The 13,075-nt window shown below is 59.2% G+C and carries 9 protein-coding genes; 4 read left to right on the top strand and 5 right to left on the bottom strand.

The features are described from left to right. Nucleotides 1-19 precede the first annotated feature (19 nt). Complete coding sequence (locus ACODTO_RS03395; RefSeq protein WP_217510094.1) at nucleotides 20-724, bottom strand: hypothetical protein; 705 nt, start codon at nucleotides 722-724, stop codon at nucleotides 20-22. A gap of 370 nt (nucleotides 725-1,094) precedes the next feature. On the opposite strand from ACODTO_RS03395, the gene ACODTO_RS03390 reads away from it, so the two are divergent. Next, a complete protein-coding gene (locus tag ACODTO_RS03390; protein WP_139645929.1) occupies nucleotides 1,095-2,738 on the top strand; it encodes an alkaline phosphatase D family protein in 1,644 nt (547 codons plus the stop codon). Nucleotides 2,739-2,791: 53 nt separating this feature from the next. On the opposite strand, the gene ACODTO_RS03385 is transcribed toward ACODTO_RS03390, so the two are convergent. The 4 genes from ACODTO_RS03385 to ACODTO_RS03370 form a co-directional block, all read right to left on the bottom strand. Further along, entirely contained in the window at nucleotides 2,792-3,337 is a 546-nt protein-coding gene (locus ACODTO_RS03385) for a DUF4256 domain-containing protein (RefSeq protein WP_489105965.1), read from the bottom strand. A gap of 12 nt (nucleotides 3,338-3,349) precedes the next feature. Then, nucleotides 3,350-4,552: a hypothetical protein gene (locus ACODTO_RS03380; RefSeq protein ID WP_489105964.1), complete on the bottom strand. Its 1,203-nt coding sequence runs from the start codon at nucleotides 4,550-4,552 to the stop codon at nucleotides 3,350-3,352. A gap of 244 nt (nucleotides 4,553-4,796) precedes the next feature. Beyond that, the gene (locus ACODTO_RS03375) at nucleotides 4,797-5,648 is read right to left on the bottom strand and encodes a hypothetical protein (RefSeq protein ID WP_175385491.1); all 852 of its coding nucleotides are present in this window, start codon (nucleotides 5,646-5,648) and stop codon (nucleotides 4,797-4,799) included. 69 nt (nucleotides 5,649-5,717) lie between these two features. Further along, nucleotides 5,718-7,640: an MAC/perforin domain-containing protein gene (locus tag ACODTO_RS03370; protein ID WP_489105963.1), complete on the bottom strand. Its 1,923-nt coding sequence runs from the start codon at nucleotides 7,638-7,640 to the stop codon at nucleotides 5,718-5,720. A gap of 204 nt (nucleotides 7,641-7,844) precedes the next feature. Between ACODTO_RS03370 and ACODTO_RS03365 the strand changes: the two genes are divergently transcribed. The 3 genes from ACODTO_RS03365 to ACODTO_RS03355 all read left to right on the top strand — a co-directional run bounded on the left by ACODTO_RS03365 (nucleotide 7,845) and on the right by ACODTO_RS03355 (nucleotide 12,996). Then, entirely contained in the window at nucleotides 7,845-11,141 is a 3,297-nt protein-coding gene (locus tag ACODTO_RS03365; RefSeq protein WP_489105962.1) for an ATP-binding protein, read from the top strand. 344 nt (nucleotides 11,142-11,485) lie between these two features. Further along, nucleotides 11,486-12,766 carry a colicin E3/pyocin S6 family cytotoxin gene (locus ACODTO_RS03360; protein WP_489105961.1) on the top strand — a complete coding sequence of 427 codons (1,281 nt, stop codon included), beginning with the start codon at nucleotides 11,486-11,488 and terminating at the stop codon, nucleotides 12,764-12,766. Then, nucleotides 12,763-12,996: a pyocin S6 family toxin immunity protein gene (locus tag ACODTO_RS03355; RefSeq protein WP_175385495.1), complete on the top strand. Its 234-nt coding sequence runs from the start codon at nucleotides 12,763-12,765 to the stop codon at nucleotides 12,994-12,996. The genes ACODTO_RS03360 and ACODTO_RS03355 overlap by 4 nt, the downstream gene beginning before the upstream one ends. The last annotated feature ends 79 nt before the right edge of the window (nucleotides 12,997-13,075 follow it).

Genomic DNA, 13,075 nt, shown 5'->3' with positions numbered 1-13,075 from the left:
GGCTTGGAAAGCCGCGTACTCACCTGGACAACTGCCGCTTCCAGGCTTCATGAATGAGCTCCGGCCTGGCGGTAAAACGCGACATGTGGCGTATGCCAACCACCGGCACTCGAACGCCAGCAATGGTCGCAGTGAAGCCGAATGTTGCGGTATGCGAGCCGGTACAGATGTGGTCGATGACCTCGCCTTGACCAAATGCCGCATAAAGAATGCTGGCAGCAGAAGGCGCCCGGAGTGAGTTGCTGTAGGCAATGATCAACTCAGGGCGACTCAGCTTCATGGTCGCCTCGGCAAAAAACCGCATGGATCGCTCGGCAAGCACCTGATGACTGCCAAGCGCCGATGCCCTGGCCGCTCTGCCGATTGAAGCGGCGTCCTTGGAGCACAGCAGCAAGGCGTTGGTGTAGAGGGTTTCGGCCTTGGTGAAGCCCAGTTTGTCCGGCAGTGTGTTGAGCTGGTTCGCCAGGCGAGTGCTGCCCCATTTGCCCTCTACGCCAAGCCCCACATTACAGACCTCGGGCTGTTGGAAGTCTCCTTCGATGGCGGAAACGTTGGTGAAGTCCTTGTCGGCTTCAGAGCCGTTGAACCCCATCACGATCAGCCTTTTCTGTTCCGGCGGTGCTGCCAGTACGTTGAACGCGCAGTCATATGGGCGTGAGGCAAGAGGGCCCAGTTCGGTTTCGTTCAAGGCATTCAGGATCAGGTTCAGGGTTGCTTGGGGCATGTGGGGTGTCCATCAATTGCCACCGTGTCGTGGCTCGGGGGCGGGCGTTGTCTGTTGTGATTGCCAGCTTACAACTACCTCTGCTTCGATGTATCAGTGATCACCCCGCGCACGCGGATAGGCGCGGTGTTGATTGCGGGCGGATTGGTCGTCATCGCCAAAAGGCCGTGACTGTGGCCGATTCTGCATCTGCTTATCGCCAAACGTTACGAAGGTCGGTTAGACAAGCGAAGCGGCACGTCTATATTCACAGGGCCATCGCTCCCACTGGAGCCGAAATCCCGAGTGGTGGGTCCTGCTGAAAGGTAAAGACCTGCACAACCGGTTCATCTCATGCCCGACGGAAATGAGCTCGGGCAAAGGACTTCCCATGGCCCTGGTCGATCCCAGAAATAACGAATACGACGTTTGCAAACTCCAGAGCGCGAGCATCATTGGCCATGTAACCTCCGATACTGCGCGAATTTGGATTCGTGCGTATCGACCGGGGACATGGAGCCTGGTCTGGTCGACCAAACCCATTGACGGGGATCTGGTCAAGTTGGACGGAAAACCCTTGGTGGTTTTTTTAAAATCATTCGACTGTGCGTATGAATCGCACTCGTTCAGTTGGGATGATGACTTGACCCATACGTTTGATCTTAAAGGTCTGGATCAAAATACTGTCTATTACTACTACCTGATGACCGACGAGACAGACGGCACGGAAGCCTTTCGCAAAACTGAAATCGGCTGTCACAAGTCCCTTACATTCAGGACCATGGCTGACGCAATGCAGGACTTCAGCTTTGGGTTCTATAGCTGCCACGACCCATTCAACGCCAACGGAAGTTATGGTGCGTGGCCGCTCTTTCTTGAGCGAATGAACACGTCGGACGCCAGGTTTTCAATAGGTGGAGGCGATCAGGTTTACGTGGACTGTCAGGATAGCAAACACTTTCCAGACATCTGGGAATGGTTGGTCGACAACAAGGACGATCTGATAGCCGAGTGTTCCACGGGCAAGAGGCTTGATACCAGGAAACTCGACGCGTATCTGTTGAATTTGTACCGCTGGTATTATCGGGTGTACTGGAAATTCCCTCACCTGCAGGAAGTGTTTGCGAGATATCCGCAGTACATGATCTGGGATGATCATGAAATCATGGATGGCTGGGGCTCCCGTACCGATGAAGAACGAATTGCAATCATCTCGAGGATTTTCAAATCCGACGACAACGCGACTGACAGAAAACTGGTCGCGTCCATGTGGACAGCGGCGCGGACTGCCTACTTTGAGTATGCGCATAGCCACAATCCAGACACCGGCATTTCCAAAGACTCATTAAAGACGCCGGAATCATGTATTTGGGATTACAGCTTCGAAAAGGGTGGGGTTCCTTTCTACATGCTTGATCTTCGCGGGCATCACGACGTCGAGAGTCCCGAACATAAGAATTTTATTCTCGGAACACAGCAGGTCGAAAGATTCAAAACGTGGCTGACAAGCAACGAGCACACCTCCTCACCGGTATTATTTGTGGTCAGCTCAGTGCCCGTCGTCCACTGGAAATCGGTTCTATTGACGGTGGGGTCATGGTTTGACTCAGCCAAAGATGACTGTATGGATGAGTGGGACCACAGCACCAATCACACAGAGCGAAACCTGCTGCTTGATGCGGCTTTTCAGGCTTTGGATAAAGGCGGGAAGACCCTTGTATTCATCAGCGGTGATGTCCACTGCGCGGCGGCTTTTCGCCTGAGCCACGATGACTACCGTAGAGCCAGCGTTTACCAGATCACCTCAAGCGCTATTTCGCGCATGCCCGCCGGCCAGCTTGCCGGGGGTGGAATTGCAAGCTCAGGAAGGATCAGCGGCCATGCCTCCATTTACTTTGAGCATCTGTTCGGCCATTCGGAAGATAAGAACTTTGCAATCTTCCATGTAACGGGTGGGGCCTCAGCCTCCGTTGACCTATGCTGGCCTGGCGGCGCCCAGGGAGAGGCAGTGGTGAAGACACTCCGGCTTCGCTGAGATCGACACGAACTGGGCAACGCCGATCAGTGGCTCGATAGCGCTGACCCAGTTCAAACACACAACACCCCACGAAACCCTCTCGCCGCGTAATACGACTGCACGCCGTTGTGGTACACGAACACCCTGCCATAACGCCGGTCACCGAATATCGCCCCATCCAGCGAGCGAACGTCAGCGGGTGTTGCCAGCCAGCTGGACGTTTTCAGGTCAAATGCCTCCAACGCCTGCAACTCGCGGTACTGATCCTCCGTCATCAGGGCGATGCCCATCTCTTCGGCCAGCTCAAGCGCACTGCCCCGAGGTTTGTTTTCCTTGCGAGCATCGAGGGCGGCGCGGTCGTAGCAGAGGCTTCTACGGCCGGCCGGGGTTTCCTTGGCGCAATCGCAGAAGGTCACGCGGCCGGTGTGCTTGTCGTGGCCGATCACGTCCGGCTCGCCTCCGGTGGTTTCCATGGCCTGGAGGGTTTCAAGCGCGGCGGGGTTGCTTGCGAGCCGGGCCCGGACGTCAGGCCATTGAAGGTCCGGGTGGCGATGAGGGTTTTGTTCGAAACGAGATTCCAGGGTGTGCAGGAGGTTTTCCTGTTCTGCTTTTTTCATGGCGTTGGCGTCCTAGAACAGAGTGCCGGTGAACACTTGGGCGTTATGGAACTTCGAGTGCCCAGCCGCCGCATTCGTATATTGCTCGACCAGGTCATAGGCCCCCAAGTCGACCATTTCGATGTTATTGGGTGCCGTGACGGATTTGGTCATGGGCTGGATGACCAGGCCTTTCACCACGGGGGGACCCGGGTTGATCAAGGCGTCGAGGATTTTCCTGACCATGGTGGTCTTGGCGAACACGTCCGTGGTCGAGGTGCTGGCGAGTTTGCCGTTGGTGCCCAGCAGACCGACAAGGCAGTAGAAGACCCAGCAGGGCGACATTTGCCAGCCATACTTGGCTTCGTTGAGCGACGCATCCACGCTGCCTTTGCACTCAACGATGATGTACTCCTCCACCACGCCGCTGATCAGGTTGCGCTTGACCCATATCTGGTCGATTCCATTGGTGCGGCCTGAAGAGGCTTTGCCGATCTTCATCTGGTATTCGTTGCCGAGGACGGTAATCAGCAGTTTGGCGGCAGCATATTCACCACGGGTTTCGCTGGCGAAATGGATGGCGTTGGAGTTCTCCAGGTTCTGGAAGTGGTTCTGGATTCTGTTCCCTGATTTTCTGTCATTGACCGAGAACTTGTGAGAAATCCCACCATGGGTTTGCAGCCAGTTATATAGCTTCGCCTGCGCGGCGGGGTCCGAGCTGAGCAGGTTCCAGTAGTTGAGCGCAATCGGATCGGGCACGGGTTGACACAAGACGGCTCGGCGTTCGATGACCTGTTGGGCGGCATAGGTTGTGACAGGGTTGGTTGTCCCGAATACCTGTTCGACGTCCGGGTGGAAGTAGCTACCTTTGGTGAATTGCTTGTCCCGCGCGACGGCCTCCTTGATCTTCACGGCATCCAGGGTGTCCAGCAAGACCAGTTGATCAGCCCGGTCAGGATTGCCGTAATCCGAAGTGAGGCCATGCCTGTTGGTGATTTGATTGACGACATGCCGCCATTCCTTTCCGGTGGTATCCACCTGGGTGATGCCCAGGCTGCCGATGGGCGTGAAGGGATAGCTGCCGGTCGTCAGGGTCAGTGGCTTGGAGTCGAATGCAGTGTCGGGGGTGAAGAACAAATTGGTTTTCTTACCATCGCGCTTTTCCTTGGGAGCCAGTTCCATGATTTTTACATTCAACGGATCCGTCAGGCTGGTGTAGTCATTAAGCTGATTCACTGGAGTCCCTCCCGATGTATCCGGCGCGGATATTTCACTCTAGACAGGGGAATTCGGGACGTCCAGCTAGGGGAATTGGCTGTGCGGCAACTGTCGGTATCGGGATGACTGACAGGCCGTCATCGCGAGCAGGCTCGCTCCCACAGGTCCGGCGTCGTACATAAATACCGCCTACACCCCCCCATGTGGGAGCGAGCCTGCTCGCGATGGCGTCGACACATTCAACATCCGTGTCCAGGCCTTTTTACAGCCGATAACCCACCGGCATCTCATGCCGCGTCGCCGTCTTTTCTTCGTGATAATGCGGCCGCCCCGCCGGCGATCTCATCAAGGCCGAGTTCGCCAATACCGTCTCCGTCAGCAGGCAGTCCTCTCCCCCAAACCAGCAAGCCAGGGCCGAGTTCCTATTGCCATGCATGTCCACCACCACCGGCCAGTTCTCCAGCCCACCGGCGTCGCTGGGTGGGATGTCGGGATAGTGTTTAGGGGGCAGGACCAGCGCGTCGCCAGGGCGCAGCCACAGGTCGGCCAGGTAGATCTCCCGTGCCGCAGGACGCCAGCGGGCGACGCTGATGACCAGTGGCAGACGTCCGTAGCGAGAGAAGAAGGCATGGGGAAAGTTGTGGTATTCGAGGTCGGTGGGGTTGTAGGTCAGCAGTTCACGCATGCGCTCCGGCCCCAGATACGGGGATTGATGGCCCGCCCATTTGCCATAAGTGTATTGGCCCAGGATCAACTGGTCGTACTCGAAGCGCAGGCATTCGCCATTGGCAAGCAGGGTCATGCCGAAGGCTTGTGCCGTTTCCTTCGTGGCCCAGATGGGCTCGTAGCGTACTTCCTTGACGCGGAAATCGAATTGCTTGATCCGATAGGAACCGCAGCTCGTCGGCACTTCACGGTCCCACCAGGTGATGCCGGAATAGCGGGCGCCCAGCAGCAGGTCGGGGTTTTCAGGTGTCAGGGAGATCAGCTTGCCGCGCACGTAGGCGCTGGGCTGGGCCAGGCCATGGTCATTGAACAGATAAGGAAAGGTTCGCGGATCGAGCGCTGCTTCCACGCCCTCGTCGATAAAGGGAACACTGTTGAAGACTTGCATCGTCAGGGACCACTCACGCAAGAAAGCACGGGAGACCCGGCCGTATAGGCCGGGTCTGTCTGTTGGTTATCAACTATACGGACGATGCGCCTCGCGGAACCAGTCCATGCCGTGGGGCAGGCGCCATGGCCGGACAGCGGCGCGTTTTTCGATCTGGGTCAGGCACATGGCGTTCATCCAGTAGTGCACCAGCAACAGATGGAACACGTCGTCGCCACGCCGATCCCAGATCACGTCGTCTTGCTGGCGCCCTGCTTCGATGGGTTTGAGCCGGCAGTCATTTTGGTCATGCATGCCTTGCAGACAGGTACCCGTCTCGTAGTTGATCAGCAGCACCGGGTGGTTGATTTCCGGATAAGGTTTTTCCAGCTCGGGCATGTACCAGTATTGCCCCAGGTTGTGCCTGTCCGGGGTTTGCATGGCGATCCGGGTCTTGTTCTGCGGGTCGGTGGCCAGGGCCGGTTTGGAGTCGGTGTTGTTGCGCACGATGTACAGCAACGTACACGGGTCTTCCTGGGTCTTTTCCGTCTGCACCACTTTGACCCTGCCGAACGAGTCATGACACAGCCGCGCCGAGACTTTCACCGTCGGGTTGAGGTCTTTGCCCGCCTGGCCGAAGCCGGCGATGAGCCCGTCGACGCCCGGCGTTTCCAGGTCATTGCCCGCCAGCACATAAGTGAGGCCGGCCAATGGGTTTGGCACCATGTACCTGGTCAGGGCCTCCCAACGCTGGAGCGCCTTTTCACTGGCGCCGTTCAACAGCAGCGCCTCACGCATGCGACGACCGGGGTAGTAACGCTTGTCGCGAGGCCAGCGCTCAGTGGCCATCAATAGCTTGTGCCCGCTTTTTTGTTTCACCAGCGAGGCCAGCGCATCCCAGAACTGTTCAAAGTCTTCGCTGGAGGCATCCGCTGCCGGTGGTGTGTGAAAGGTTTCGCTGGTTTCCTTGCTCTTGTTGTCGACGAACACTAGCCGCAGGGCTGGGCCGGCTGTCGCCGCGACAGATGCCTTGAGCCGATTGGAGCGGCCGAGAACAATCGTCGACTCCTGCCAATCCGCTTTGATTTCCGCCTTGTAGCTGGTGTACCACCGGTAGGCCTGCTCCACTGCCGTGCGAGTTGCACCAGTGTTGATGAAGTAATAGACCGGCGAGAGGTTCAATTCCACAATCGCGGGATCGTTGGCCAGCGACTCGCGCCATTTGCTGAAATCCGCGTTGCAGTTATTGGGGTCCATCGAGTTGAAGTTGATCGAATGGGTGCCCCCCCGGGTGGTCAGGTTGGCCTTGCGATGGGCCAGATGTTTCTTGACCGTTTCCGAAATCGAGGTCGAGGCGCTGCCGCTGACGAAAGCGCCGTACTCGGCCTTGACCATCGCATCGAGGGTGTTGGTCTGGCTGAGATAGCTCTTGAGCGCAGTCATCGCGTAGTTCAGCGAGCCGCCGACGGTGACCTCACTGACGATATCGACGCCGAAAGCGAGGAAGAAGTCGAAGAACGGCTGCGGATTGTCCTCGTCGAAAGCCGACGGCAGTGCCTTGACTCGTTCCTTGAAGACGTCGGTGGCGTTGGCGGGGTCGACCGCAAGCGTCAGTTTCCACAGCCGTGCCGTGTGGCTGTAGAGAGCAGCCTCACGCTCCTCGAAGGTTTTGATCTCGCTGCCGAACGTGACTTTGAAACCCGCGGAAAAGGCACCGTACTTACCGGCCGCCTCGACGCTCGATTGAGTATGGCTTTCATAATCGTCGCGGGAAGAAAACGTCTCGACCGTGGAGTTGTCCTGGGAGACCGCTGTGCTCATGGTGACGTGCTTGCCCACGTTGTAGGACGTGTCTTTGTAGGGCACGGTCCGTTTACCCGACTCGGTATCTCCGACCTTTTGACATTCCTTCCTATCGCCGGCCCAGTCGAGCCGATTCAGGCCGCGTCCCAGTAACTGCGAGCCGCCGATATCACGCGGATCATTTGCGCTGCCTTGGAGTCCTTCGTTCATCGCCTTTCTCCCATCGCTCACGTTGTATCAACTGATGCCAATTGACGGGATTCAGTATCAGGAGGCCGCTGCCGAGCCGACAGTCCAGAGCGGTGTCAGTCCGGTATCAGTTTGGTATCAGGCAAAATGCCATCTTTTCATTAACGTCGCGGATGGAGAGGAGTAGACTCGGGCGTCTGCCGTTGACTTCCCCTGGCGATCAACATGGACTCCAGACACCGCGTGCACCCTGCTCCACCCAAGCGCGAAGCTTCGGTGTCCGATGGCCGTGTACTGCTGGACGCCGGGCTGTTGAAAGGGCTGCGCAAACAACATGGCCTGAGCCAGGAGACCCTGGCCGAAGCCTGCCTGAACCGGCACCTGTGCGTGTCCATCGCCTCCATCAAACGCGCCGAAACCGGCAAACCGGTGCTCTACCGCACGGCCCGTCACCTGGCGACGGCCTTCGATGTCGACGTGAGTGCGTTGTTGGGCGCTGCTGTGTCGACGATGCTGGTGGAGATCGAGCAATCGGTCACCGAGTTGCATGAGAAGGCCCTGGCACAACAGACGCTGAAACAAGCCGACGACGCGGTCATCCGCTACGTGCTGGAACTGTCTTTTGCCATCGAGGGGGTGCCCGAGGTATTGGCGGACGACATCGAACGCCTGGTCCGGCAGTTCGGCGGCGCAGCCCCCGTCATCACCCAGGATGTCGTCATCGCGCGGTTCGGCTCACCTCAAGCCTATCGCAGCGACAGCGAACGTGGCCTGCTGTGCGCACTGGCGCTGAGCCGGGAGCAATTCGTAAAGCCGGGGCACGCCTTGTTGCTGCGGCTGGTGCGCCTGGGCAGCGAAACGACAATGCCGGAGGGCGATGCAATCCTGCTGGCGCAACAGCCGTTGTCGGATCGACACGGTCACGCACCGGTGTATGTCGCGCAGAACTTGCTGGAACAACTCGCTTCGCGCTTCGAGTTTTCCTCCACCGACGAGGCCTTTGCCGCCTATCGAAAGTGTCGGCGCCTGCGCAGCCTCGACGAAAACGCGCCCCGACCGTTGGTGGGACGGGCCGTTGAATTGCTGCAGTTCAAGGGCGTGATCGAGGCCACCCACGAGTGCCAGGACGGCCATGTGGTCTATGTGCGCGGCATGGCGGGCATCGGCAAGACACGGCTGGTCAGCGAGTATTTCGACATCGCCCGGCAAAGCGGTTTCGCTTGTCATCGTGCCGATGTGCTGGACTTCGGCATGGACAACAGCCTCTGGCCGTTGGGGCAGTTGGTGGGCAGCTTGCTGGGTGTCGCTGGCGCTACGTCGATCAATGCTTCGCAGTTGGAGGCCGGGTTATCCCGCCTGAAAGTGGCGCCCGAACATTGGATGTTCCTCCAGGTCCTGACGGCTGTTTCATCCGCCGAGCCGCCCGCGTTGTATGCAGCGATGAGCAGCCCGGCTCGCACACAGGGGCTGCTGCTCGCCTTGCTCGAGGTGCTGCGGCGAATGGCGGTGCAGCAGCCCTTGCTGATTGGCCTGGAGGACCTGCACTGGGGCGACGCTCCATTGTTTACGCTGCTGGGCAAACTGCTCGATGCCACGGACGACGCGCCCATCGTCTGGCTGCTGACGTCCCGCCCCGAAGGCGACCCGCTGGAAAACGCAATCCGAGCGCACGCGAACACGCCCATGAGCGTGCTCGACATCGCGCCGATCCGCGCACGGGAGGCCTCCGCCCTGGCCGCTCAGTTCATTGATGTCGACCCGCATTACCGCGCCGATTGCGTCATCCGCGCCCAAGGCAACCCGTTGTACCTGACGCAGTTGCTGGCGAGCCAGGAAGGTACTTTTCCCGACAGCCTGCGACACCTGATCCAGACCCGTTTCGACAAGCTGGCCTCGCACCAGCGTCGCGCCCTGCACTACGCTGCGGTGCTGGGCAATCGCTTCGAACTGACGCTCTGGCGCGAGGCACTTGGACAACCTGACTATCTGCCGACGGCGGACATGCGCCAAGGGCTGCTACGCGAAGTCGAGCCGGGAAACTACCTGTTCGTCCATGACCTGGTCATGCATTGCCTTTACGACGCGATCCCCGACGTGCTGCGTGAACAGTTGCATCGGACGGTAGCGAAGCTCTACCGCGAGCGCGACCGGGTGCTCCATGCCCAGCATCTGCTGCGAGCCAAAGACCCGGCAGCGTTCGATGCGCTGCTGGCGGCCATGGACGAAAAGCGCCTCGCCTGCCAGTACGACAGCGTGCTCGCGCTGGCACATCAATGTGCGGTGTTCGGCGAGCGCACCCACGGCAGTTTTTCCCTTGCGTTGTTGTGCGGCCAAGCCTGTTCAGGCCTTGGCCAGACGGCGCAAGCGCGGGAGCATTTCCAGCGGGCGCTGGCATTGGCGGAAAAGCCGCAGGACCGGATCGAGTCGGCGCTGGGCCTGGCGGCAGTCCTCAATACCCTCGAGTGCCTGGACGAAGAAGAACGCCTGATCGAAGACATGCTACCCGTCGCCCAGGCCCTGCGCGCCCACACGGCACTGGCCCGGCTGCATCAGTTGCACGGCAATATCTACTTTCCGCGCGGTGACTATGTCGAGTGTCGCCGCTTGCACGAAGAGGCGCTCTCCTTTGCGAGGATCGGCGGGGATCTGGAAACCGAGGCCAAGGCCCTGAGCGGGATCGGCGACTCCTACTACGCCCAAGGGCACATGCAGACCGCCTACGAAGTCTTCGACCAATGCGTGCGCCTGTGCGAGCGCCATGGGTTGGTGGACGTGGAAGCGGGCAATCGCAGCGCCCGCGGCTCGGCGCAGTTCTACCTGGGCCAGCCGCACCTGGCGTTGCGCGACGCCACGGAGGCCATCGAATGCAGCCGCAGGATCGGCAACCATCGGGCGGAAGTGTTCTCGCGCCTGACCGCCTCCTGGGTGCTGGCGGCAAGTGCTCAGCAGGCGTCGGCAGAGCAGCAACTGACCTGTGCCCTTGAACTGGCGCGCAACCTGGGCGCCAGCCGTTTCGAAGCGATCCTGCTGGAAGGGCTGGCACGGGTGGCCTTGTACCAGGGAGAACGCGAGCTGGCGCAGACGTTGATCATGGACGCAGCAAGCCTAGTTGAACGCTTTGACTTGCACCGCTACATCGGACCCTGGATCTACGGCAGCCTGGCGATGATGGTCGACGATCCGCAGCTCAGCGAACAGGCGCTATTGAAGGGCGAAACTCAACTCACCCAAGCGTGCCTCGCCCACAATACCCTGCGCTTTCGCGTAGCTGCCGCTGAAACCTGTCTGCTGGCGGGGAACATCGAACAGGCAATCCGGCATGGACAGCAGATGGCGGTACTGCCCGAGTCCGCTTCATGCGCGTGGGTCAGTCATCATGTGCGGCTGATCGACGTGGCAGGCCAGTGGTTGCGGGGCGATCAAACGAAGGAGGAGCCGTTGAAAGGGCTCCAACGCGAGGCGCAGCAGATGGGATTCGCGGCAACGATGCCGCGATTGCGGCAGCTGTTGGACGCTCAGTGACGCAATGCGTGGTCCGTGGCAGCCGACACACCGTCGTCGGCTGACATACCGCCATCGCGAGCAGGCTCGCTCCCACAGGGATTCGTGGTGAACACAAATCTCTCGCCTACACAGAACCATTGTGGGAGCGAGCCTGCTCGCGATGGCGTTGGGTCAGCTTGCATCAATGTCGGACGGACCGCCGCCATCGCGAGCAAGCTTGACTCCCACAGGATTGGCGTTGCTTGGCCTAAAACCGGCTGACATTTCATCCCAGCCCGGACATATACCGCAAAAGTCCTTTCATTGCCGGCCATGAACGCCCACACCAGAATACCCCGTCCTACATAATGGCAAGGATTGCAATGCGCTTGATAAGAAGTGCGGACAAGGGCATCGAACAGACCGAGCCCCCGCACTCCGCGGCTCGGATGGTGAATGACGCGTTGATGCGCGGCAGGCACACCATCGATGGGCTGGACCAGATTGGAAGCCTGGCCCGGATCGCCAGCGACAGCGAGATTGTAGAGGCGATCAGCAAAGGTGACCTGCTGTTGATCAAGCCACCTACAACCGGCTCGGGGGGCGGCTGGATGCCCCGCTCATCGCCAGTACCTGAACCGATCCATATAGTCCAGGATCATTGGCCGCCCCCCAAACCACGCGAAGACCAGGTGTTCGCCAAATCCTGCATCGCTGAAAACTGGTGCCAAACGAACGCCGGGACGACCATCGAATCGGCCTCCAACTTCGGGCGGATAATGGTGGCGGGAGCAATGCTTCTACCGTCCTCCAGTACCGCCATTGCCTCGGCGCTCGGTGCCGATCTGGCGCTGGGACGCCTGGCCGGTGGCGGCATCCTGCAGCAACGCCTCAACTGGCTGGTACGCGGCGCGGGCGGACCGGCCAGCGTGTTCGTCCTGGGGATGCTACCGGTCAAGATGGGAGACGGCACACTTCATACCGACGAGCAGTTGCGCAACATGAGCCACGCGCCTACACGGGTGCGCTTTCAGTTTCGCCGGGACCCAGACGGCGTGTTGCAGGTTTACGGTATCCATAGCGGTGCCGCGGGCGACGATTCGGTTCGCACGGTGCAGGTGACATGGAACGCCGATAAAACCGCGATGGAGGCCAAGCTGAATGGCATCACCCTGTTATGGACACCTCAGCACGGGCCCCTCGGATCGATTCCGCCGCTGATCTATCCCGGTGACATGGGTAGGCGGCTGGGCATCATTCTCGTGCATCCCATACCAGCGGATGTCGACAGTCAGATAGAGGGGCTGCCGGGGGAGGACATTACCACCGACGACTGTATTCTGGTTTTTCCGGCGGATACGGGGTTGAAGTCGCTGTATGTGGTGTTTTCAAAACCCGCTCCGGGTGACCATAAATATTACCCTCCCCCCAAAGTACTGAGTGCGTTCCCAGACGCCAGGATTGCCCCTCGAAAAACGCTCATAAAAGGCGGAGGGGGTCTTCGGAAACGATGGAGGACGAAAGACGGGACTATTTTTGAATGGGACAGCCAGCACGGAGCCGTTGAAAAATATAACAAGCGAGGGAAGCACCTAGGGGAATTCAACCCCGAAACAGGTGAGCAAACCAAAGATGCGGACGACAGCCGCGAGGTAGAACCTTGAAGTACATCATTGAAGCGTTCGATAAGGAATCTGACTTCCTGGCATTCGAAATCGAATTGCCTGAGGGTTGCGATTCGCAGCTTGCACAAATCATGGGCTGGTCAGCAGCACAGCGTGGTGATGAGGGCTACAACCTTAACGCCAACCAGGCAGCGGCCATTGAAGCATTGGTCGGCAGGCAGTTTTACGACGCAGACCATCTCTTCCAGCTTACCTGCAACATTGACTGAAAAATTGGTATGCGGTACTGAAGTACGGCACCAGACCTGTGGGAGCGAGCCTGCTCGCGATGGCGTTGGGTCAGCTTGC

The sequence above is a fragment of the Pseudomonas sp. FG13 genome (genome assembly GCF_057809755.1).
This window is presented reverse-complemented; position numbering and strand designations above follow the sequence as displayed.

Coding starts and splice junctions, on each gene's coding strand:
- ACODTO_RS03385 (WP_489105965.1), bottom strand. CDS start 3,337: ATGAAAAAAGCAGAACAGGAAAACCTCCTGCACACCCTGGAATCTCGT.
- ACODTO_RS03390 (WP_139645929.1), top strand. CDS start 1,095: ATGGCCCTGGTCGATCCCAGAAATAACGAATACGACGTTTGCAAACTC.
- ACODTO_RS03370 (WP_489105963.1), bottom strand. CDS start 7,640: ATGAACGAAGGACTCCAAGGCAGCGCAAATGATCCGCGTGATATCGGC.
- ACODTO_RS03375 (WP_175385491.1), bottom strand. CDS start 5,648: ATGCAAGTCTTCAACAGTGTTCCCTTTATCGACGAGGGCGTGGAAGCA.
- ACODTO_RS03365 (WP_489105962.1), top strand. CDS start 7,845: ATGGACTCCAGACACCGCGTGCACCCTGCTCCACCCAAGCGCGAAGCT.
- ACODTO_RS03395 (WP_217510094.1), bottom strand. CDS start 724: ATGCCCCAAGCAACCCTGAACCTGATCCTGAATGCCTTGAACGAAACC.
- ACODTO_RS03360 (WP_489105961.1), top strand. CDS start 11,486: ATGCGCTTGATAAGAAGTGCGGACAAGGGCATCGAACAGACCGAGCCC.